Origin of the sequence: Mucilaginibacter sp. (assembly GCF_964263795.1) — a bacterium.
Classification (GTDB): domain Bacteria; phylum Bacteroidota; class Bacteroidia; order Sphingobacteriales; family Sphingobacteriaceae; genus Mucilaginibacter.
This window is the reverse complement of the sequence record NZ_CAXVWK010000026.1, coordinates 1-22,779: the sequence shown is the minus strand read 5'-3', so window position 1 is coordinate 22,779 and position 22,779 is coordinate 1. Positions and strand designations below refer to the sequence as shown.

At 44.3% G+C, this 22,779-nt stretch carries 21 protein-coding genes; 4 read left to right on the top strand and 17 right to left on the bottom strand.

Going from position 1 to position 22,779, the window contains the following annotated elements; genetic code table 11:
• The 4 genes from ACE5CV_RS05380 to ACE5CV_RS05365 all read right to left on the bottom strand — a co-directional run.
• Nucleotides 1-673 (bottom strand): bifunctional precorrin-2 dehydrogenase/sirohydrochlorin ferrochelatase (locus tag ACE5CV_RS05380; protein WP_374949140.1); only part of this gene is annotated, 673 nt, incomplete at its 3' end.
• Nucleotides 651-1,442, bottom strand: a complete 792-nt coding sequence (gene cobA, locus ACE5CV_RS05375) for a uroporphyrinogen-III C-methyltransferase (protein ID WP_374949139.1) — start codon at nucleotides 1,440-1,442, stop codon at nucleotides 651-653. The genes ACE5CV_RS05380 and cobA, both read right to left, overlap by 23 nt.
• Complete coding sequence (locus ACE5CV_RS05370; protein WP_374949138.1) at nucleotides 1,439-3,529, bottom strand: HEPN domain-containing protein; 2,091 nt, start codon at nucleotides 3,527-3,529, stop codon at nucleotides 1,439-1,441. Before ACE5CV_RS05370 ends, cobA begins: the two co-directional genes overlap by 4 nt.
• 367 nt (nucleotides 3,530-3,896) lie before the next feature.
• A complete protein-coding gene (locus ACE5CV_RS05365; RefSeq protein ID WP_374949137.1) occupies nucleotides 3,897-5,291 on the bottom strand; it encodes an arginine decarboxylase in 1,395 nt (464 codons plus the stop codon).
• A gap of 231 nt (nucleotides 5,292-5,522) precedes the next feature.
• Here ACE5CV_RS05365 and ACE5CV_RS05360 point away from each other — a divergent pair, with 231 nt between their 5' ends.
• Complete coding sequence (locus tag ACE5CV_RS05360; protein ID WP_374949136.1) at nucleotides 5,523-6,731, top strand: PQQ-dependent sugar dehydrogenase; 1,209 nt, start codon at nucleotides 5,523-5,525, stop codon at nucleotides 6,729-6,731.
• 47 nt (nucleotides 6,732-6,778) lie between these two features.
• Here the strand turns inward: ACE5CV_RS05360 and ACE5CV_RS05355 are convergent, their stop codons facing one another.
• The 3 genes from ACE5CV_RS05355 to ACE5CV_RS05345 all read right to left on the bottom strand — a co-directional run bounded on the left by ACE5CV_RS05355 (nucleotide 6,779) and on the right by ACE5CV_RS05345 (nucleotide 9,826).
• Nucleotides 6,779-7,297: a protease gene (locus ACE5CV_RS05355; RefSeq protein ID WP_374949135.1), complete on the bottom strand. Its 519-nt coding sequence runs from the start codon at nucleotides 7,295-7,297 to the stop codon at nucleotides 6,779-6,781.
• A 53-nt stretch (nucleotides 7,298-7,350) separates the two neighbouring features.
• Nucleotides 7,351-8,268 carry a citrulline utilization hydrolase CtlX gene (gene ctlX, locus ACE5CV_RS05350; RefSeq protein ID WP_374949134.1) on the bottom strand — a complete coding sequence of 306 codons (918 nt, stop codon included), beginning with the start codon at nucleotides 8,266-8,268 and terminating at the stop codon, nucleotides 7,351-7,353.
• Between the two features lie 115 nt (nucleotides 8,269-8,383).
• Nucleotides 8,384-9,826 (bottom strand): arginine deiminase family protein, encoded by a 1,443-nt coding sequence (locus tag ACE5CV_RS05345; protein ID WP_374949133.1) that lies wholly within the window; start codon nucleotides 9,824-9,826, stop codon nucleotides 8,384-8,386.
• A 154-nt stretch (nucleotides 9,827-9,980) separates the two neighbouring features.
• Between ACE5CV_RS05345 and argS the strand changes: the two genes are divergently transcribed.
• Entirely contained in the window at nucleotides 9,981-11,750 is a 1,770-nt protein-coding gene (gene argS, locus ACE5CV_RS05340; protein ID WP_374949132.1) for an arginine--tRNA ligase, read from the top strand.
• A 116-nt stretch (nucleotides 11,751-11,866) separates the two neighbouring features.
• Here the strand turns inward: argS and ACE5CV_RS05335 are convergent, their stop codons facing one another.
• Together ACE5CV_RS05335 and ACE5CV_RS05330 are read right to left on the bottom strand one after the other, a co-directional pair.
• Nucleotides 11,867-12,160: a hypothetical protein gene (locus ACE5CV_RS05335; protein WP_374949131.1), complete on the bottom strand. Its 294-nt coding sequence runs from the start codon at nucleotides 12,158-12,160 to the stop codon at nucleotides 11,867-11,869.
• 89 nt (nucleotides 12,161-12,249) lie between these two features.
• Nucleotides 12,250-13,137 (bottom strand): 3-hydroxyacyl-CoA dehydrogenase family protein, encoded by an 888-nt coding sequence (locus tag ACE5CV_RS05330; RefSeq protein ID WP_374949130.1) that lies wholly within the window; start codon nucleotides 13,135-13,137, stop codon nucleotides 12,250-12,252.
• A 155-nt stretch (nucleotides 13,138-13,292) separates the two neighbouring features.
• Here ACE5CV_RS05330 and ACE5CV_RS05325 point away from each other — a divergent pair, with 155 nt between their 5' ends.
• Entirely contained in the window at nucleotides 13,293-13,967 is a 675-nt protein-coding gene (locus ACE5CV_RS05325; RefSeq protein ID WP_374949129.1) for a hypothetical protein, read from the top strand.
• A gap of 9 nt (nucleotides 13,968-13,976) precedes the next feature.
• On the opposite strand, the gene bioD is transcribed toward ACE5CV_RS05325, so the two are convergent.
• From bioD to ACE5CV_RS05305, 4 genes are all read right to left on the bottom strand, one after another.
• Nucleotides 13,977-14,591 (bottom strand): dethiobiotin synthase, encoded by a 615-nt coding sequence (gene bioD, locus ACE5CV_RS05320; RefSeq protein WP_374949128.1) that lies wholly within the window; start codon nucleotides 14,589-14,591, stop codon nucleotides 13,977-13,979.
• Nucleotides 14,581-15,711 carry an aminotransferase class I/II-fold pyridoxal phosphate-dependent enzyme gene (locus ACE5CV_RS05315; protein ID WP_374949127.1) on the bottom strand — a complete coding sequence of 377 codons (1,131 nt, stop codon included), beginning with the start codon at nucleotides 15,709-15,711 and terminating at the stop codon, nucleotides 14,581-14,583. Before ACE5CV_RS05315 ends, bioD begins: the two co-directional genes overlap by 11 nt.
• A gap of 67 nt (nucleotides 15,712-15,778) precedes the next feature.
• Nucleotides 15,779-16,141 (bottom strand): Spy/CpxP family protein refolding chaperone, encoded by a 363-nt coding sequence (locus ACE5CV_RS05310; RefSeq protein ID WP_374949126.1) that lies wholly within the window; start codon nucleotides 16,139-16,141, stop codon nucleotides 15,779-15,781.
• A 72-nt stretch (nucleotides 16,142-16,213) separates the two neighbouring features.
• Nucleotides 16,214-16,987 carry an XRE family transcriptional regulator gene (locus tag ACE5CV_RS05305; RefSeq protein ID WP_374949125.1) on the bottom strand — a complete coding sequence of 258 codons (774 nt, stop codon included), beginning with the start codon at nucleotides 16,985-16,987 and terminating at the stop codon, nucleotides 16,214-16,216.
• Nucleotides 16,988-17,129: 142 nt separating this feature from the next.
• Between ACE5CV_RS05305 and ACE5CV_RS05300 the strand changes: the two genes are divergently transcribed.
• A complete protein-coding gene (locus tag ACE5CV_RS05300; RefSeq protein WP_374949124.1) occupies nucleotides 17,130-17,435 on the top strand; it encodes a GIY-YIG nuclease family protein in 306 nt (101 codons plus the stop codon).
• On the opposite strand, the gene msrB is transcribed toward ACE5CV_RS05300, so the two are convergent.
• The 4 genes from msrB to ACE5CV_RS05280 all read right to left on the bottom strand — a co-directional run.
• Nucleotides 17,425-17,913 carry a peptide-methionine (R)-S-oxide reductase MsrB gene (gene msrB, locus ACE5CV_RS05295; protein ID WP_374949123.1) on the bottom strand — a complete coding sequence of 163 codons (489 nt, stop codon included), beginning with the start codon at nucleotides 17,911-17,913 and terminating at the stop codon, nucleotides 17,425-17,427. The genes ACE5CV_RS05300 and msrB overlap by 11 nt on opposite strands.
• 124 nt (nucleotides 17,914-18,037) lie before the next feature.
• Nucleotides 18,038-18,610, bottom strand: coding sequence for a suppressor of fused domain protein (locus ACE5CV_RS05290; RefSeq protein ID WP_374949122.1), 573 nt, complete (start codon nucleotides 18,608-18,610; stop codon nucleotides 18,038-18,040).
• Nucleotides 18,611-18,648: 38 nt separating this feature from the next.
• A complete protein-coding gene (locus tag ACE5CV_RS05285; RefSeq protein WP_374949121.1) occupies nucleotides 18,649-21,852 on the bottom strand; it encodes a tolB protein precursor in 3,204 nt (1,067 codons plus the stop codon).
• Between the two features lie 69 nt (nucleotides 21,853-21,921).
• Nucleotides 21,922-22,779, bottom strand: an 858-nt coding sequence (locus tag ACE5CV_RS05280; RefSeq protein WP_374949120.1) for a penicillin-binding transpeptidase domain-containing protein, incomplete at its 5' end; no start/stop codon positions are given.

Here is a 22,779-nt window from a genome sequence, read left to right as displayed (position 1 = left end):
ATGCACCCCAAACCAATAATTTAAGGTTAGTGTTACTTGGCGTTTTTCTGGCACCAACCAATATGGCTGTTACCCGGTTCAATTCTTTTACCTTGTACGTAAAATCGCCGGATAAGTTATTGCGGATCTCGCTCATTTGCTGCAGGGTGGTATCCAGTTCGGCTGGCAGCGATTCATTTAAAACCTCTTTTAACCGTTTGGCAATAGTAGGCGATTTGCCGTTGGTAGAGATCCCGATCTTTAGATCGCCTTTTTGAACTACAGAACCCAGGTAAAAATCGCAAAGGTCGGGCTTGTCTGCAACGTTTATCAGCAATTTGCGGTCATGTGCAGACTGGCGGATGAAATGATTCAATTCGCTATCGTTAGTAGCGGCTATGACCAGATCGGCACTGTCAAGGTCGGTATCAGCAAATGCCTTTTGAACAATTTTGAGTTGCGGATACTGCGCGCCAAGAATATGCACATCCGGCAGGAAAATTTTAGAAATAACAGTAACTACCGCCGCCTGGCTGTTGTTCAAAATGGCCGTTAGTTTCTCTAAACCAACATTACCACCGCCAACCACCACGGTATGCAGTTCGTCCAGCTTTAAAAACACCGGAAATAACTGGTTGCCCTGTGCCTTTTTCGGCTGCAGATCGGTTACGTTATTCCTGGGCAACAATGTCATAAAATTCGCGTATAGGCTGGAATTTGGGATGTAGGGACACCACATCGCCAAACACCATCATGGCCGGTGAAGCTATCTTATTTTCTTCGGCAACCTCGGCAATGGTATCGGCCACACCAACAACCACTTTTTCGTTCTCAGTACTGCCGCTTTGTATAACCGCAACAGGCAATCTGCCTTTACCTTCGGCACTAAATATTTTGGCGATCTCGGCCAGTTTATGGATGCCCATCAGCACTACTACCGTAGCATTGGTTTTAGCAGCAGCATAAAGATCGGCAGAGATCTTTCCGTCACTGGTAGTGCCTGTGACCACCCAAAAGCTTTCACTTAAGCCACGGTGGGTTACCGGTATACCCTGCAAGCCGGGCACACCGATAGAGCTGGATATACCGGGTATTACCTGTGCCGGGATGCTGTAGTCTGCTGCATAATCCAACTCTTCAAACCCGCGACCGAATACAAATGGGTCGCCACCTTTCAAGCGCACTACATGGCCGTAGTTTAGTGCGTAATCAATCATCAGCTTATTGATGTTCTCCTGCGAAAAAGAATGATCACCGGAACGTTTGCCCACATAAACTTTTGTAGCATCGCCCGGGGCAAATGTCAACAACTCTTCATTCACTAATGCGTCGTACAAAACCACATCTGCAGTTTGCAGGGCTTTGATCCCTTTTATAGTGATGAGTTCTGCATCGCCGGGGCCTGCGCCTACAAGCGTGATGCGCGGTTCTTTAACCGTTGTTTTTATTTGGGTTTGTATCATGATAACACTGCCTCTCTTTTATTTTTTACCGATTGCAAAAAGTCTGTTGCCTGCTGTTTGTAAGCAGCTGCAAATTCTTGTGTAGGTTCATTTTTATTGATTTGTAAAACCAGGTCGCTAAAGCTGCCGTCGAGTGCTATTTCGCCTGTTTCGATATAATTCGTATCGAATTCTTTCATAATACCTGCCTGGGTGCTACTGTTTACACCTTTATCCAGCAATAATGCCTTGGCGCTACTGATCATGGTGTTATAAGAGTGGTAGATCGCATCGGCCCAGAGGCCTTTTTCAAATGCACCGTTCGCCCAGCTAAGCTTTTCGTCGCTTTCGTATAGCAGGGTTGCTACCAGGTCGATGATAACGCCGGCACACTCACCAACGCCAATAGCACTTACATAAGTTTCCTGGTGGCCCCAATCTACAAACTCATCGTCTGTCAGGGTAGTCAGATCGGCCAGCGGCTTAAGCATCCGGTAAAAATAATCTTTACCCTGCCTGTCATAATAAGCGTGGAAGGTTTCACCCTGATCCGATGCGCGCTTATAATCATCCAGCACGGCGCGTAATACGCCAGTTGCACGTTTAGACGGCACTTTGATCACCCGTTCCGCAGCGCGGCCAACACCATTGCCAACCGTTCCGCCGCCCAGCATTACCTGCACTGATGGCAGTACTTTGGTGCCGGCTTTAAGCGAGCTGCCATGAAAACCAATATGCGCCAGGCCGTGCTGACCGCAGCTGTTCATACAGCCACTTATTTTGATCTTGATTTCGCGATTATAGATCAGGTCTTCATATTCGTTGTAGATAACATCTTCCAGCACACGCGCCATGGTCATGCTATTGCTGATGCCCAGGTTACAGGTATCGGTACCCGGGCAGGTAGTTACATCGGCAATGCTATCAAAACCCGGGGCGGCCATATCAAGAGAAAGTAACGCTTCATATAACCCTGGTAACGCTTCAGCGCGTACATATTTTAACAGCAGCCCCTGGTTTTGCGTTATGCGGATCTCATCACCAACAAAGGGGCGGATACCGGCAACAAAGGCCCGGGCACTATTTGATGGGATATCGCCAACCGGCACTTTTACGTATACGCCATGAAAGCCTGCCTGCTTTTGTTCGAACACGTTAGTTAACCGCCATTGTTCGTATCGTAAGGGATTTGAAATTTCAACCTGCAGATATGCCGTACTATCTGGCAAAGCTGGAGTAGGGATGCTGTTGCGGTTTATCTGGTAGGTTTTTACTTTAAGTGCTTTGTATTCTTCCTTTGCAAGGCGCAATACTTTGTCAAGCCCGATCTTTTGTATTAAATACTTCATACGGGCCTTGTTCCGGTTGTTGCGCTCGCCATAACGGTCGAACACACGGATGATAGCCTCTATATAAGGGATCAGCTGATCTTCGGGCAAGAACTCTTCTACAGGGCTGGCCAGTAATGGTTGCGCACCTAGACCGCCTCCTAAAAGCACTTTAAATCCGCGTTCGCCGGCACCGGTAACTTTGGGTATAAATCCAAGATCGTGAATGTAGCTGAACGCCGTATCATCTTCATTGGCCGAGAACGACATTTTAAACTTGCGGCCCATGTCCTGGCAAATGGGGTTACGTAAAAAATATTCAAATACGGCTTGTGCATAAGGTGATACATCGAACGGTTCTTTAGGGTCGATGCCCGAGGTAGGGGACGATGTAACATTCCTTACCGTGTTGCCGCAAGCTTCCCGCAGGGTAATATCGTCCCGCTCCAGTTCGGCCCAAAGCTGCGGTGTACGGTCAAGGCTAACATAATGGATCTGGATATCCTGACGGGTGGTAAGGTGTAGATTACCGCTGCCGTACTCGTCGGCAATATCAGCTATCTTTAACAGTTGCTGAAAAGTTACTTTACCAAACGGCAATTTGATACGAACCATTTGAACACCGGGCTGCCGCTGGCCATAAACACCACGTGCCAAACGCAGGCTGCGAAACTTCTCGTCATGGATCTTCCCCTCACGAAACGCGCGGATCTTTCGTTCCAGGTCAATAATGTCCTGTTCAACTATCGGGTTCTCCAGTTCGGTCCTGAAGCTTTGCATATTGGTATTTAGTTAGTAACGTTTTAAAAAAAAGCCCCTTCGCTGTGGCTGAAGGGGCATGTATTTTTAGTTACACTCTGCTTACAACCACACGGTATTACTGTACATACAGCAATAAATAAGGGCATGGTTAAAGATGATGTGTGTCTGTTTCATATTCTAATGACCCAAATATATATATAGTATAGGGGAATAGTAGAATTTATTTGAAAAAATACCGACTCTTGTTTTAACTGCAACATTTACATAGAAAACCGTAGCGTTACATAGCTCACAAGAACTACCAAATCCTTTGTGGTTTATGCTAATTTAACCAAACAGAAAAGCACCGCTTTTGGCGGTGCTTTGAATATAATTGTCTGCAATACTAGGTAGTATAACCCAGAATCTTTAAAACCTGTTTGCTGTTTTGCTCTTCGCCAAACACCTCAAAGTTAAATGTCTCGTCCCTGTTGCGGCGAATGATGACATGCTTGGGTGACGGAAGCAGGCAGTGGTGAATACCACCATAACCGCTCAATACTTCCTGATATGCGCCTGTGTTAAAGAAGCCAAGGTACTGCACCTTACGGGTTTTTGGCATAAACACACTGTTCATGTGCGCTTCCTGGTTATAATAATCCTGACCATCGCAGGTAATGCCGCCAAGGTTTACGCGCTCGTACTCGCTATCCCAATTATTAATTGGCAGCAGGATGTATTTTTGGTTAAGCGCCCAAACATCGGGCAGGTTAGTGATAAAGCTGCCATCGAGCATCAGCCAGCGTTCACGGTCGTTTTGCTGTTTCCGGCCAAGTACTTTATATAAGATCCCCGAAGCTTCGGCCACGGTATATTTACCAAATTCGGTAATAATATCCGGTTCCATGGTATCGTGCTCGGCACAAATCTCTTTGATCCGGCTCACGATCTCATTGATCATGTACTCGTAATCAAAATCAAATACCAGTGAATCTTTAAAAGGCATTCCGCCGCCAATATCCAGGGTATCCAAATGCGGGTTTACCTTTTTAAACTTGCAGTAAAGCGTAACATATTTCTCCAGCTCGTTCCAGTAATAAGGAGTATCAGAAATACCGGAGTTGATGAAAAAGTGCAGCAGCTTAACCTGGAAATTCGGGTTTTTCTCGATCTTGTTATGGTAAAAATCAATTACATCTTCCATGCGCACACCCAGGCGAGAAGTGTAGAATTGTGAGTCAGGCTGCTCTTCCGCAGCTATCCGGATACCCAGGTTACAAGGTGTATCCAGTTCTACCTCATCATCGTAAAGGTTAAATTCTTCCTTGTTATCGAGTACGGGGATGATGTTGATGAATCCATCATGCAGCATATCAATAATGTACTGCTTGTACTGGAACGTTTTGAAGCCGTTGCAAATAACGGTCATATCTTTTGTAAGGGCACCTTTTTTCTCCAATGCCTCAATCATCGGCATGTCGAAAGCCGATGATGTTTCCAGGTGGATCTCGTTTTTTAGCGCCTCTTCAACAATGTGTTTAAAGTGCGAGCTTTTGGTACAGTAACAATACTTATAAGTACCGCGATAATTATTTTTAATGATCGCCTGCTGAAACAACAGCTTTGCCTGCTGGATCTTTTTAGATATCATGGGCAGATAAGTGAAGCGTAGGGGGGTACCGTACGTTTCAATCATTTCCATCAAATTAAGGTCCTGAAAGTATAGTTCATCTTCGATGATCTCGAAACCATCCTGTGGGAAACCTACACTAAGATCAAGAAATTCCTGGTAACTCTGCATTAATTAAATTTTTGGCAAAAGTGTAATTTTAAAACGGATTATTTATCAAAATTGTTGGGAGAAATTATAGTTGCATTGTAATTGTTTGCAATTGATGCTTTAAGGCTCATGCAACTATCAAAATGTAAACAGCATCTGGCAACTCATAGTCACCCTCAATGTAAAAAATATGTTGTAGTTAAACATATGGCTTTTATCATTGTAATCTGTATTACAAAACTATACGCTATTATGATTTTTTACAAAGCAGCTAAGTCATTAGCCTTATCTACAGCCGCCCTTGCGCTAACAATTACCGCAACTACGGCTCAAACCGGTAAATCGGTAGAAACAAACCAGGCAAATACAACTTATAAACCCGCATTTGCAGGCCAAACACGCATTGGCAGCGTTAAAACCGTTACTCCTTACACGGTTACTGTGATCAATTCGGAGTTGAAAGGCCCTTGGGGGATGCATTCCTTGCCCGATGGCCGCCTGTTGATAAGCGGTAAACCGGGCACAATGCAAATACTTACAACAAACGGCAAGATCGTGAAAACGATTACCGGGTTCCCGGCTGTGCAGTATCAAAATCAGGGTGGTTTGCTGGATGTTAACATCGACCCGGATTTTGCAACCAATCGTATGATCTACTGGACTTACGCGCAACCCGGCGATCGGGGCGCGACACTTGCGGTTGCAAAAGGTAAATTATCTGCCGATGAGACCAAACTGGAGAATGTTAAAGTGATATGGGAAGCCTATCCACGCTATAAAGGAGGCGGTCAGTTCGGCTCGAGGCTGGTGTTCGACAAACAGGGAAACATCTTTGTAACGTCAGGCGACCGCCAGGCTAATGATATCCGCGTGAAAGCGCAGGACCTTAGTGCAACAACAGGTAAGATCATCCACATTACCAAGGATGGTAAACCTGTTGCCGGTAATCCATTTATTGGTACAGCCGACGCTAAGCCCGAGATTTATGCTTATGGTTTCCGCAACCAGGATGGGCTTGCCATAAACCCGGTTACCGGTGGCCTTTGGGAAGTTGAGTTTGGGCCACGCGGTGGCGATGAACTTAACCTGATCACTAAAGGCGGCAATTACGGCTGGCCTGTTGTTACTTATGGCATTGAATATAGTGGCGGCAAGGTTTATGATGGTATACAGCAAAAGCCGGGCACCGTACAACCCGTTTACTATTGGGACCCTGTTATATCGCCGGGATGTATGATGTTTTACACCGGAAATATTACCGAGTGGAAAAATAACATTTTTGTAGGGGCGCTTAGCGGGCAGCACATCATTAGGCTGGTAATTAAAAATAATAAAGTTGTTGGCGAAGAACGCTTGCTAACCGATAAGAACGAAAGGTGGCGTTGCATAACTACCGGTAAAGACGGAGCTATTTACGCTGCTACCGATGGTGGAAAACTTTACAAAATCGCTAAAAAATAATTTAACAACCGGCAGGGCGAATTTTACTTTGCTCTGCCGGTTATTAGTTATTTAGTGTATTTGAAAGTGGCATTTTGTTTAACCTCAAGGCCGCTTATCTCTTTTCCTTCGTACGTTACGGTGTACGCTTCAGGTTTGTCAATAGCGTAGGCTTTCAAAACATCCACGTTAACGGTTACACTGTCGTTAGGCTTTAGGGTGATGTAACTGCTTGCTGGCGGTGGCATAATGCGTTTAGCCATTGGTCCTTTATAGGCGGCTTCAGTACCGCTCTCATCTTTTATACTCAGGTATTTACTCATCAGCGGTTCAAACGGTGTATGCCATTTGCAAAAGCGAAGACTGTCTGTAGCATTGTTTTTAACAGTAAACGTAAGTATAACCGAGTCGCCTTTTGCAATAGTTTCCTTCACGCGCATGGTTGCGGTAAGCGTTTTTGCCGCCGACGCGGTATCGTTGACAGCCTCAGCAGTATCTGATTTTTGCACTGCCGACTGATCGCCGGGGCGCACACTGCAAGAGGTTAAGGCTAATAAAGCAACAGCTAAGATTTGGTAGTTTTTCATATCAAGTATACGTTGCAACATCAGGTAATGAAACAGTACAATTAAATTTAAGTTTACAATCGCTGTAAATGCACCTCAGCCATCATGCACCTGGCGCTGCCACCGCCGTTGGTTTCTATAGTGTTGATATCGGCATAAATCAGCTTGCCGTGTTTTTGCAAGGTGTTTTGCTGACCGGCCGTTAGCGAATTGTAAGCCGTTTGCGACATTACGATCAGAGTTTCACCTTTATTATTTTTAACTTCCAGCATGTTACCTGCAAAGTGGTTCATCTGGTCAAAAGTTATATCAATGATTTCTTTTCCGGTCAACCGAAGGGAGGTGGTCACCTTTTCTCTTTCATGAGCGTTGGTAATACTTTCCATGCAAATAACCGCAAATCCGCTGCCAATGGCCATCAGCACGTTAGTATGGTAAATGGCTTGCCCTTGCTGGTCAAAAGCATCGAAAGTTATTGCAGCGTAGCCGGTATAATCACAGAACGCTTTTAACACATCGGCGTTTGTACGCGGCGAAATACAGGCATAGGCTATCTTATTTCCCCTGTCCAGCACCATGCTCCCCGTACCTTCTAAAAACTGCTCATGCAGCTCAAAACGGCTCAGGTCGATCACATGGTTAGCCTTAAAATTTTCCTCTAACTGGCGAATGATGTCTTCCCTTCGTTCCAACCTGCGGTTTTGCGCCTTCATGGGATATAAAAAAACATCACCATTTTCATGAAACGATACCCAGTTGTTTGGAAAGACTGAATCCGGCGTATGTGGCTCAACAGTATCGTCGATCACGGTGACATTTACACCATTGTTGCGCAGCACATTTACAAAGCCGTCAAATTCCTGCTGTGCTTTTTGCTGTACCAGCTGCTGGTTATCTTGTTGAACCTGGAAAGCATTACTATCAGCCGTTTGCACGTTATAGCCAAACGCAACCGGGCGGATCATAAGAATGTTATGTGTAGATTGGCTCATTGTCTTTGTCCGAATCAGGATTTACAGAATTAATTAATTTTCAGAATATTAAATGGTCATATAAATAGCGATAAGATCAGAATTCTGTTCATTCTTAAATCCTGAAAATTCTGATTCAGACGCTGTCTCTTTGCAAAGGCATACTCATACAGTGAAAACCGCCGCGCGCACGGGATAACTCGGCAGATGGCATCAGTATAAGCGTATCTTTCATTAGCCCGGCAGTCATTTCGCCGCTTTCCAGTTTAGGCAGCAGATCAGTTACGTGTATAACTTCAAATCCGCTTTGTTTAAAAGCCTCAACGGTTTTGTCGTTGCGGTCATAGCCCAACACCACGCCGTCGGTAAGGGCAAGCAGGTTGCAGCTATCCGTCCATTGTTCACGGGCATCAAAAGGAAACTCATCATTACCGGAATAGATAAACTTGGTGGGCTCGGTACTATTCAGGTCTTTTTGGCTAATATTATCCAGCAGGTCCTCCAACGTAGCAAACATCCTTGGTTCTTTGTTTTTCCGGAACTGTACAATCTCTGGCTTATCCTTGTTCTTTTTATCGGCGAACCAGGCAATCGGTTCCTTTTCAGATTGCTCTGCCTCGGCAATGGTAAGCGATCGCAGCAATACCCAAACATTGCGCTTTACCTGCGTAAATACGGTATCTATGTGCATATAATCCCGCTTGTGCGGAATTTTAACGATAGTGATCTTACTTACCACACTATGTTCAAATAATAGTTTAATGGCCTCGTTTGCCCCGCTCACTGATGTGCGCTCACTGCACCCTATAATTAAATGCTGCGGACTAACCATCATTACATCCCCGCCTTCTAAAGTGGTTTTTTCTTCGTTTACTTCGCCGGGGCGTAAAAAATGCTGTTTGTTCTCGGGAATTTCGATCACGTTATCCTTGTAGGCAGCAAACATTGGGTGGTTGAAAAAGATGTAACGCATCAAAAGCGTTTCGCGCGAGCGTGCTTTTTTTGCCGGCTTATTCAGTAAAATGTGGTTGTTGATGGTAATCCCTAGGTCGCGCGAGAAGATAAGGTTGGGTATAGGGGCAAAGATCATGGTATCATCCGCTAATGATCCGGAAATAAATATTTTCGCTAACGCTACCGGTTCGGTATCTATCAGCTGCAATTGCATACGGTAGTTACAGCTTTCTATAGCACAAACCGCTGCAACAAGTTTTTTTCGGATATCCGTTTGCTGCAAAATATCGCTCAGCAGGGTTTGGATCTCTATCACCTTTTCCGAATGATGAAAACCTGTATTATCAGGCTTAAAAAAATCCCGGTTGCCCTCTGCCGAATCTATCTGGTTTAATTTACCATTTATCTTTGCAGGATCTAAAAAGTACATCAATAGTTTAATGTAATAATCGTACTCCTTACGGCGCATGGTGTCCAGGTGCACAATATCTTCAAAAAGCCAGTCCTGCGCTTTTGAGGGTACTACCTTGCCCAAACCACTATCCGGGCTGTGTACCAGCAATGCCCGCAGGCTGCCAATTTCTGATGTTACATCTAACTTAAATTCATCATTGGTTAAAGTCATAAAAGGTATCAAGTAGTTAGCAAAGGTAGCAGATTAGTCCGTAAAGTTCGAAAGTCGGTAAATACAGAGATGGTTTACCAAAGTGTTTGTTACCGATAGATTTTACACTCATCAGTCTTTCCCGACTTTCGGACTAATTAAGTATTTTTGCGCAATGGATTTTATTAAAGAGGCTGTTGTTAAAGCCGTAAAAGACTTATACCAAACCGAAATCACGGCAGAGAGCATCAACCTGCAGGATACACGTAAAGAATTTGAAGGCCAGGTAACATTGGTTACTTTCCCTTATACTAAAGTGTCGCGTAAAGGCCCGGAACAAACCGGCGGCGAAATTGGCGATTACTTAAAAATCCACCTGCCGGAAGTTGCTGCCTTTAACATTGTAAAAGGCTTTCTTAATATTTCTATAAAAGACAGCTACTGGATTGATAAATTACAAACAGAGATATTGGATGATAACTTTGCTGTAGCCGAACCGAACGGTAAAAGGGTAATGGTGGAGTATTCGTCGCCCAATACCAATAAGCCCCTGCATCTTGGGCATATCCGTAATAACCTTTTAGGGTTTTCGCTAGCCGAGATACTGACAGCAGCAGGTTACGACGTGGTGAAAGCCAACCTGGTTAACGATAGGGGGATACACATTTGTAAAAGTATGTTAGCCTGGCGCGAGTTCGGTAATGGCGAAACGCCGGAATCGTCAGGCTTGAAAGGCGATCATCTTGCCGGTAAATATTATGTATGGTTTGATAAAGCTTACAAACAGCAGATACAGGAACTGGTAGAAGAAGGCCAGACTGAAGACGATGCCAAAAAAAATGCCCCACTGATTAAAGAAGCACAGCAAATGCTGCTGAAATGGGAAGCAAATGACCCGGAGGTGATAGACCTGTGGAAAACCATGAACGGCTGGGTTTATGACGGTTTTGATGTTACCTATAAAACCCTCGGCGTAAGCTTCGATAAATACTATTATGAAAGCAACACCTACTTATTAGGAAAAGATATTGTTGAAGACGGCCTTGCCAAAGAGGTATTTTTTAAGAAACCGGATGGCTCCGTATGGATTAACCTGACCGATGAAGGGCTCGACGAAAAACTGGTATTGCGTGCTGATGGTACATCTGTATACATCACCCAAGATTTGGGTACAGCGCAGCTTAAATACGACGACTATAAAATGGACGAGTCCATATATGTAGTTGGTAACGAGCAGGACTATCATTTTAAGGTGCTCTTCCTCATTTTAAAAAAATTAGGCAAAACCTGGGCGCAAGGCTTGTACCACCTGTCTTACGGGATGGTCGACCTGCCATCTGGTAAGATGAAATCGCGCGAGGGAACCGTAGTTGATGCGGACGACCTAATGGCCGATATGTTCAAAACCGCTGCCGAAACTACTGAAGCCATGGGCAAAGTGGACGGCTTTGCCGAAGAAGATAAAAATAAGTTATACCATACGATAGGTATGGGAGCTTTAAAATACTTTTTACTTAAAGTCGACCCGAAGAAACGCTTGTTATTTGACCCTAATGAATCTGTTGATTTTCAGGGGCATACTGGTCCGTTCATTCAATATACTCATGCGCGGATCAAATCGGTACTCAGCAAGGCCGGTTATACGCTGTTAGGCAGCCAAAATGATACTACAGAACTGGATGGTATAGAACGCGACCTTATTGTTAGCTTAAGCAAATTTCCTGAGGTGATAGCCGAGGCTGCACTAAGCCACAGTCCGGCTTTAATTGCTAACTATGTTTACGATCTGGCTAAAACCTACAATAAGTTTTACCACGAAAAACCGATTATGCAAGCAGATGAAGAGCGCCAGAAACAATTCCGACTGCAGCTATCCGCCGCGTCGGCCAGTTTGATTAGCAGGGGAATGGGCCTCATGGGTATAGAAGTGCCCGAGCGCATGTAGTCTTGAAAACCGGAGAAAAGATTTATAGGCATTAATCAGCAAAGCCCTTTAACAACATTAAAGGGCTTTGCATTGTCGGAATGTATCATTGATGCACTCAATATTGTTCTATAAAATTACCGCCAGTGCCCCTTGCGCCAAGAGTAGCCACGCGGTCCGCGGTACCAATTGCCCTGAACATAAACCCGGTTGGCACGGGGGCGGACGTAATAGCCATTGCGGTAGACATAACGGTTGCCACGATATACCCATTCGCCTGGTACCCAATAAGCGTTGGCATATGGCGATACAGGCCTTACATAAACGGGCTCTGCGGGTCGCTCAACTACATAGCTATCAGTAGCGCATGATGATAGGAACAGCGATCCTGCTATCGCTGCAACCATTCCCAATTTTGATAATGTTTTCATCTGTTATATATTTTGTAATTAATACTGACAGATGCATATTAAAAAGGTTTAAATATCAAATCGTAGATGGTTTATCGTTAAAATTGTATTTAAGCAAATTTTTCTGCCACTACCAAATCTTTACTACCGGCAGTATATTTATAAAAACCACTGCCTGATTTTACGCCGAGGTGGCCGGCAGTTACCATATTTACCAATAGCGGGCAAGGCGCATATTTAGGGTTACCAAAGCCATTGTGCAATACTTTTAATATGGCCAGGCAAACGTCCAACCCAATAAAATCGGCCAGTTGCAGCGGCCCCATCGGGTGGGCCATACCCAGTTTCATAACGGTATCAATTTCGCTTACACCGGCTACGCCTTCAAATAAGGTGCAAACAGCCTCGTTAATCATGGGCATCAAAATCCGGTTGGCCACAAAGCCGGGGTAATCGTTTACCTCAACAGGTTCTTTGCCCAGGTTTGTCGATAACTCCATGATGGTTTGTGTCGTTGCATCTGTGGTAGCATAACCACGTATCACTTCAACCAGTTTCATTACCGGCACGGGGTTCATAAAATGCATGCCGATAACGTTGCCGGGTTCTTTGGTTACAGCAGCAATTTCTGTAATGGAAATAGATGATGTATTAGATGCCAGTATAGCCCCGGGTTTGCAAACATCGCTCAGTTGTTTAAATAATTTCAACTTGATCTCACGGTTTTCTGTAGCTGCTTCTACCACAAGGTCCGCATCCGAAGCGCCTTCGTAAGCGTCGGTATAAGTTTTAATATTATTTAGCGTAGCTGTCTTTGCGGCTTCATCAATAGTTCCTTTTTTTATCTGGCGATCTAGGTTGCCCGCTATGGTTTGCAGTGCTTTTTGCAGTGCGGCATCGTTAATATCAACTAATGATACGTTGTAACCGTTTTGCGCAAAGGTATGTGCAATGCCGTTTCCCATAGTTCCCGATCCTATTACGGTAATATTCTTCATGTTTTTGAGGTTTATGTGGCTGCACTTGGGCGGCTGCCTAATCATCACAAACTTAATATTTACCCACCATGTTTATGAACCAATCTTTAAAATAAACTAACGTAAGACGGACCGGTCACCTCATTATTTTATGTTAATTTTATTAAATTGCATTTATGAAAAATTTGTTGGCAACATTAATTATCATTTGCAGCCTGGGTATCACAACCCTGGCAAATGCCCAGTATATTTACAACCGGGAGGGCAACCAGCTTAAAGGGCAGGATTACGCTAATATTGAAGGTACCGCTTATCTGGTCGACGGGTGGTCGTCAGGCATGGCTAAAACGGTTAACGGCAAAGAATTTAAAGACGATATCAAGCTGATGTATAACCTTTATACTGATCAGCTGTTTTTCACTTATACCGGCAAAGATACACTTGCGTTTGTTGAACCTGTGAGGCAATTTACTATCAATTATGCCGAAAAGGATCAACCTGTTATCAAAACGTTTCGCAGCGGCTACCAGGGCATCAGCAAAAGTAGCCCAAACACATTTTACGAAGTAATTGCGGATGGTAAAGTGCAGCTGATCAAAAAAACCACCCGAACCATTGCTGATGTAAAATCATACAATTCGGCAACTACCCTTAAAAGTTTTAGGGACAACAGTAAATACTACATTGTGAAAGGCGATAAGGCCACCCCGGTTAAAATGGATAAGAACAGCCTGATCGCTGCGATTGGCGATAAGCAGGAGCAGCTGAATAGTTACGCCGTCTCGGCCAGCTTAAATTTTAAAACGGATGGCGACCTGGCAAAGTTTGTGGGGTACTACAATGTTTTGTAGCGTGGTTATCTACAAATTAATACTGTTTCCGGCGTGTTGGATAGATTCTCTGTTTATATTTGAAAGCTCCGGTACCCGTCCGAGTAAATTTATTTTGGTGTAGGATAAAATGTAATCCTCTGTCGAGGCGTTGGGCTCGCCATTAAAAATCATTCCCCTTACAGTTATACCGCGGCTTTTCAGCGCTTCTGCAGATAGTAATGTATGGTTAATGCTGCCCAGATAGTTTTGGGACACCAGTATAACCTCAGCATCCAAATGTTGTATCAGGTCGATCATCAAAAAATGATCGTTTAAAGGCACCATTAATCCCCCGGCACCTTCTATTATCAAATTATTGGCGGTTACAGGTAAGGTAATGTTTTTCTCTTTTATCTCAATGTTATCCAATACTGCAGCCTTGTGCGGAGAAAATGGCTGTTTAAGCCTGTAAGTTTCCGGGTGAAACATGGTCTTAGTATTGCTTACCAACTGTTGTACCTTGATCGTATCTGAATTGTCCAGATCACCGGCCTGTACCGGTTTCCAGTAATCTGCTTTTAGTTTTTCGGCTAAAATTGCGGATATTAATGTTTTACCTATGCCGGTTCCAATACCGGTTACAAACAGTGGCTTATTTTGCATGGGCAAATGTATTAATTGTGCACGTCAGGCTGTCAATTTCCTGATAAGTGTTATAGCTATGCAGGCAAATTCTTATCCTTTCGGCACCTTTTGCTACAGTCGGGCTAAGTATTGCCCGTACATCCAAACCTTTATCCTGCAACAGTGCGGCCAGTTCCATTGCCTTTCCATTACTGTATAGCAAGATGCATTGAATAGCGCTGTCACTTGCAATCAATGGCTGTGCAGCATTAACATCGGTGCCTTCTTTAAACCAACCGATCACTTGTTTTAATTGGTCGATGTCTTGCTTAGCGGCAGCTAAAAGTTGGTAAGCCATTTTTATAGCAGCCAACTGATGAAATGACGCCGCGGTTGTATAAATAAACGACCGGGCAAAATTGATAAGGTAGTTGCGGAGCGCATCACTGCCTAAAACTATTGCGCCGTGGCAGCCCAGCGCTTTACCAAATGTTACCACGCGGGCAAATACTTTATCTGCAAGCCCTAAATGGCTAATCAAACCGGCAGGATATAAACCCACCGCATGTGCTTCATCAGCTATCAGGTAAGCGCCATAACGCTCCGTTAGATTTAAGATATCGACGATAGGAGGGCTGTCGCCGTCCATTGAGTAGACACTTTCTATTACTACATAACAAATACCTTTGGCTTGCTTTAATTTGGCCTCCAGGCTTTCCAGATCGTTGTGTCGGAAAGTGTACCGGTTGGCATGGCTTAACCGCGCACCATCGATAATAGACGCGTGGATCAGCTCGTCGTGAATTATTGTATCACCCTTTTGCGGCAGCGACGAAAAAAGACCCACGTTGGCATCGTAACCGGAATTAAAAAGCAATCCTTTTTCTGCATTGTGGTAAGCCGCAATTGATTGCTCCAGATCTTCGGTGTAAATTAAATTACCTGAAATGAGCCTTGAACCTGTAGACCCGTTATTTTGCCCCGTATGTAACGTAAGTTCCTTTGCAATAGCATCTTTCAATACCTGCGATCGTGCAAAGCCCAGGTAGTCGTTTGAGCAAAAATCTACCAGCCTGTTTTCAGGTTTAAGCGATCGATAAGTTCCGGCCTGCTTACGGTCGGCTAATTTTTCAATTAAATATTCTTCTGCAGTTGCCAATGATCAAAATTTGGATAAAAATAACAAAAGCGGCTGTAAGGCCGCTTTTGTTATTTATTTAGCAATATTATTTGTTTGGAGGAGGGGTACCGCCGCCACCGCCATTTTGCATGCGGGCGCGTCTTTCATCCATCATTTTTTGCCACGCAGCTTGCTGATCAGCAGTTAAAATCGCTTTGATCTTGTCATTGCTTGCCTGCATCATTGGGCGCATAGCGCTTCTGTCGCCACCGGCGTTACGCAGGCTGTCCATTGATTTGGTTTGTGCTTCATAAACAGCGGTGATCTTGGCTGCCTGGTCGTCAGTTAACTTCAAATCAGTTTTCATTTGCTTAACCCTATCGGCAGCACTCATCCTTTGTCCGCCTTGTGCACGGCTCACTGCAGAGATCCCGATCAGGAACATGCAGATCAACATAATTTTTTTCATTTTATTTAATTTAGTTTTTTAATGATGTTATGATAAAGATAAGGAGCTATAGTTTAATTCTACCTCTGTAACTTAATTGTTGCCTTGCAAGTTAGCTATCGAGCGCTGCATCTGGGCCATCATGCTGGTTAAGCTTTCCATAGTAGGCTCTGGCGTAGGTAAAGGCATATGGGTTGATATATATGCCTTTGCTTTCCAAATCTCTAACACGTCCTCGCCATTAATGTCATAAGGCTCGTAAACCGGGTTATCGGATATCAGCTTCAGTTTTTTGTTTTCTTTAAATTTGTTGCCCGCACGTTTATATACTATGCCATCGCTTTTTGAAATGATCACATAAGTTTCGCCGGTTTTAACATCGCCCCAGTTCTCCTGGTACTCGCCAATAATAATAGTACCCGATATCAGCGGCAACATCGAATCGCCTTTTATCTCGAAAGCGCGGTAGGTGCCCTGCTTAAACATCGGCAAGTATAGTTTAGGTAACTGCACCACATATTCCGGGTCGGCGTAACCGTTAAGGTAACCTGCGCTGGCTTTTAAAGGAACCAGTTCGATATTCTCGTTATCGTCCTTATCGGTGGTAATACTCAACACCCTTAGGTTTGCAGGATCTCCTTTGGGCTTTGGTGCCCACTTCTCATTAATGGTTTCATTTATAAAATCATCAATAGACACATCAAAAAACAATGCTAAATTTTTTAGTAGTTCGTATTTTGGTTCGGCACGTTCTTCTTCATAAGCGCCTACTAAAGAGCGTTTTATCCCTACTTGATCTGCAAACTGTTGCTGTGTTAACCCCTTTTTTTTTCTAAGGAATTTAATATTTGATGAAATTTTTGACATAAAAATTTGGAATTGCTAAAATTGTTAGTATTTTTATGCTCATAAAATTAGTAATTATTTTTTAACCGGCAAATTTTTTTATCAAATGAAGAGGTTCGTTTATATAGTCACCGACAGAAACAGGAAAAATTTACACGTAGGAATGTGCACAGACCTGTTAAAAACCATCAAGTTTTACAGCGATATGCCTACATTGTTCTTTGATAGCGCACAGCAGCTAAACCGGTTGGTATATTTTGAAGAAATCAATACCGAAGAGCAGGCAATGGCCCGTTTTCAGCAGGTGAGCACTTACACCCGGATGCAAAAGGAAAAGATGATACGCCCGGTAAACCCGGATTGGATAGACCTTACGGCCGGCTTAAATTTTGAGAGCGGGATAAGAGTAAGGCCAACCACTTATGGCCGGCCTTCAATCCCATCAGCACGCAGGGCGGTTACTGTTTAATAAACTTTAATGCGCCGCTGTTCATGCAAAAGCGTTTGCCGCCCCGGTCTGCAGGGCCGTCGTCAAACACATGGCCTAAGTGCAAGCCTGTGCTTTTTTCAACAACTTCGTCACGGCTCATGCCGTAGCTGTTATCTTTTACAACCTCTACTTTGCCGGCATCCACTGCCTTTACAAAGCTTGGCCAGCCGGTGCCGCTATCAAATTTATCGGCCGAGCTAAATAATACTTCGCCGGTTGCGGCGCTTACATACAAGCCTTTTTCGTGGTTGTTGTAATATGCGTTTTTATAGGGCGGTTCGGTACCCCGGTTAACCATAATTTCGTATTGGTTAGGGGTGAGTTTCTTTTTCCACTCTACGGCCGGTTTAGCCAGGCGCCTGTTTTCCTGTACCTTTTTTGTTTGTCCGTTTGTATTATCGCAGCCGAAAGCAGCTAAAATGCTGACGATCATTACGGCTAAAATTGATTTTTTCATAATACCTAAATTTACGAAAACTGTGCCACAAAGATTGTCATGAAAGGGTAGTTTAGTGGAAATTGGTGACTAAGAATGATGTATGGACTATACTTCGCTATCAAAGTCTAAACTATAATACAAGTTAAACAACACTCTTTCTGCCCGGCAATAGATAATTAAAGTTGTATTCCTCAAATTTTTGTTCTAAACGCTCGATGCCGTGGTCTTTTTTATAGTTACACTCTTCCAAAGTAATTGGTATTAGCCACAAAAATTTAACATTTTTATTTAGCTCCGGAATATCTAAATTTTCAAGTATTGGCCCATCTAAATAAGGTAATGATATCAGTCCATATGTGCATAGAGAAGAATCTTGCCAGGGTCGTCCAAAATTTACCGTATGATTTAGATTTAATTTGCTTATATTTCTGTGATAATAGGAAACAGTCGTAAGTAATTCAATTAGCATCGGGTCTTTTTTTTCAGAGAACATGTGCAATTCAATTCCCTCTATATCAGAAGTTACAGATAAATTACACGTTGCATAGGTCCACATTGATTTATTGTCGGAGGGAGAAAACTCAGCGACTCGAAAACTTGTTGGCAATTCGTCGTTTGGTCCAGGCTCCCATTTATGTAATTTGGGGTCTGCATTCCAAACATTTTTATAATGATTTAAAATTGACTGGAAATAACTATCATCTACTAATTTCATATTTCTCAAGTTACTCGAAGTCTTTGACTTCGGATCACCTACCATCCCGGTGCAAACGTTAACCCAAATACAGGCTTTTTAATATCCGTACGGTTAAAGGGTATGGCATAGTAAGGCTCAAGTACAAAGTAACCAAAAAAGTTAACCCTTAACGATATTCCTGCGCTTAGGGCCGGTACACGAGTGTATACCGATGTGCTAAGCGGTTTCCCACTGGTAGGGTCAAGCACCGGCTGGCCGCTTTGATCGAGCGTTGGTACGGTACGCAGCAATTCCGGATTGGTTTGGAACTTCACCTGGTCGCCCTTGTTCCAGGCTAAACCGGCATCAAAGAATAAGTTCAAATCGCTAAACAGGAACTTTGACTTGATCACAGCCAATTTTTCCGGGCCGGTAAACGGAAGCCGTACTTCAAAATTAGCTACAGCTATCCTGTTACCCGATAGCTGGTCGATGTTGAAATTATTGGTTGCAGCTTTTTGAGAATTGTAAAAAGATTGAGCCTCATAGCCACGAATAAGAAAGGGGTAGCCAATAAACAGCGGGTACAGGTTAGTGGCATTGTCACCAAAGCGACCGTAGCCATAAAAACGGGCTGCAAAGGTAACTGGTGCCGCGCGTACATACTTACGCAGGTCGATAGTGGGCGAAAAGAACGTGTATGTGCCCATGTTGTAAGTAGCATCTAAACGGTAGCGGTAACCGTTCAGCGGGGCGGCTATCCCGAAGTAAGAATTATCGCCAACCAAGGCTGTATTAATGTTGTAGATTTCGAACGGCCGCAGGTCATACCCGGTTTCGCTTTTGAATTGGTCACGGCCAATCTTATGTTTTTTAAAATCGATGGCGTTACCAATCACCAGCTGATTACTAACATTGGTGTAAGGGTAGTAGGTGCTGTATCTGTCTACCCGGTACGAGTACCTGGCAGCACCTGTGCCTACCTCTGCTCGCATCGAACGGGAGATAGGGTATGAGGCAAATGCCTTTACCGCATCCTCAAATGTACGGATGATATCGGTACGTTCTTCATAAACCGGCACTTGTTTGCTATCGTAATCGATTGTAGTAAACGCGGAGCTGAATGTACCCGATTGATAGGGAATATGCGAACCACCAATACCGAAATTCCAACGGCCCTGCTGGTTAATGTAAACTACCTGCCCGCCAAAATCGTAGATCTCGCCATTTACCGCGGCACCCGCATAGATCTGGTTGCGGCCCAATATATCACTAAATACCCCCTGTATACCGCTGGAAAGTCCGGTTCCATAAGTGCCTACCGAGGCCCCTACGCCATTGCTGGCCAAGTAATCCAGCTTGAACTTTGGCTTGTAGGCAATAGAACGGATAGAATCTGTAGGGATACGCGGGTAAGCAAGGTAATTGTTAAGGTTATTGTTGATCAGGTCGACACCCACTGCGCGGGGCGGCGGCAGCATAGCTGCATCGAAATTAGTTACGCCGCCGTCAACAACAACCGGTTTAAAGTCGGTAGCTTTAGCATTGTAGATGCTGTATTTTTGCTTGCGATAGTAAGAATAAACCACGTCATCTTTGTCGGAGATACTCAATGCCGGCGAAAATTCGGTAATACCGCTGATGCCGGTAAACAATTCGGTCATTTGCTCTACCTTGCCGCTGCTTAGCGTGTAACGGTACAGGTTGCGGAACCCGTCACGGTTGCTCAGAAAATAAACCTGTGTACCATCGCCGGAGTAAACAGGATTTAAATTATTGGCACCATTAAATACCTTAATATCAGCTACCTTACCGGTAGCCAGATCCAGCTCTGCAAGGTTGAATGAAATATCCTGTGCCGTATGGGTATCATACGTAGCTCTGTCGCTTGCGTAGATGATCTTTTTACCGTCTTTTGAAAAGCTTGGCTGGTAATCAGAATACTTATCGTTGGTGAGCTGTGTTACTTTCTTCGTATCAAAATTGTACAGGTACAAATCGCCCTGTCCTTCAGACAAGCCCTGCGCCACCACACTTTTGCCATCCGGCGACCAGCTGACATTACTAAACTGCTCGGCTTTGCCTAACGAAACGTCGTTAAGTACCCGCCCGCTGGGAACGGCCACTACAAGTAAGCGGTTACGACCCTTGTTAAATACGCTAAATGCAAATTTTTTGCCATCGGGCGACCATGCGCCCGCCGATTCTATAAAGTTAAATTCATCGATATGGGTATTAGACACCTTACTGGTGAGCCGTTTAATTATTCGCCCCGTTTGTGCATCGGCCAGGTAAAGATCGATACTGAACAAGCTTTTGGATGATAGGAAAGCTACATATCTGCCGTCGGGACTAACGGATGGTGCAACGGTAAGGTCGCCGCCTATCTTATCGTCAATAATGAGTTTGCCTACCGGCCTTTGAGTGGTATCCTTCAAATAAGGCTTATAAGTTTGCTCAATAGAATTTTTCCATAATCGGGACAGGGTCTTGTCGTCATACCCAAAGGTTCGCCTTATACCGTATTCCAGCCCGAACCGGGCAACGTTTTTAAAAAAGGGAACAACAATAGTATCTCCGTACGTAGACCCGAGGAAGGACCAGAATGCCTCGCCATACCGGTAGGGGAAATATTTATTGGTTTCTGTAAGGTCGCGCACTGTAGGTATGTCCTTGTTCAAATAAGCATCCCGCATCCACATAGCAGTGTAAGCATCCTTTTTACCTATGGATAGATATTCGGCCATACCCTCTATCATCCAAAGGGGCAGGTTGCCGATATTCGCGAAATTTGCAGAGTCTTTACCCAGTAATGTATGGTATTGAAAAGCGTGAACCAGCTCATGGCCCAGTACGTGGCGCGTGGTTTGGTTGGTTTCCATAAAAGGCATTACCACCCGGTTTTTAAGGCCTTCGGTAATACCGCCGGTACCAACGCTTATTTCGCCGTCGATAGCTGTAGTTTGCTGAAAATCGGGGTGATTGGCGTACAAGATGATCGGGTTAGGTTTGCTGAAGGTATCGCGGAATACCTGCTGATGCAGCGTATACCACAATTCGCTTTCCTGGGCGAAGCGCTTAATAGTGCTATCGTTGTTGATGTAGTAGTAGATCTCAAAATGCGGAGTTTTAAAAACCTTGAACTTGAGGTTTTTGTAGCGCACCTTGTTTTGCCCAAAGTACTGCGCTTTGGCTTGCTGATTAAAAAGCAATGAGCCAACAATACATAATAATATAAATGGATACTTTACTAACTTGTTAAGTGGGTAACGTTTATTCATATATGCGGTTTAAACAATAAGCTAATTTAAATAAAAAATGCCTGCCTAAGCAAGCATTTAACTATCTGATTATCGCCCGGGTGGCGGTGTTTTATTTTCCGGATTTTCTTCTGCCGGTGCCGGTGGTGGCACAACAAACCCGCCTGTCGTATCGATAGGCATGGTAACGCTGTCGGTAGATGTGGTATCCTCGCGGATCTGTGGCGACGGGCACATATAAGTTTTAGAGATCTTGCTCCACGGTTTAGGGAACGGCCCGTAAGTGTAACCCGAATTTGGGTCGGCATAAACTTTCTCCATGAACGCACCAAAAATAGGTAATGCAGTGTGCGATCCTTCACCTGTTTCTGAGGTAGTAAAGTGAACGCTGCGGTCATCGGCACCTACCCAGATACCGGTCACCAGGTCCTTGGTTATACCCATGTACCAGCCATCTACATAATCGCTTGAGGTGCCGGTTTTCCCACCGATCTGGTTGTTCTTTTTCCAAAGGCCAGGATATTCCCAAAGCGCCTGCGATGTACCGCCCGGTTCTTCCATACCTCCGCGGAACATATACAGCATCAGCCAGGCAGTTTCCTCGCTCAATACCCTTTCGGCCTTAAGTGTAAATTCCTCAATAATATTGCCTTTCTGATCGGTTATTTTGGTAACCAGTAAGGGGTCTACCTTTTCGCCTTTATTAAGGAATGTGCTGTATGCACGTACCATTTCAAATACGGATACGTCATTTGACCCTAACGATACTGAGGGCACCGATTTAAGCGGACTTTCGATACCTATTTTGTGCGCGTACTGCACAATCTTATCCCAGCCAACCTGCTCGGTTACCTGCGCTGTTATTGAATTTACCGATTTGCCCATAGCCCAGCGTAAGGACATTTCGCGATAGCTGAAGTGGAAATCGGCATTGTTTGGCTGCCAAAC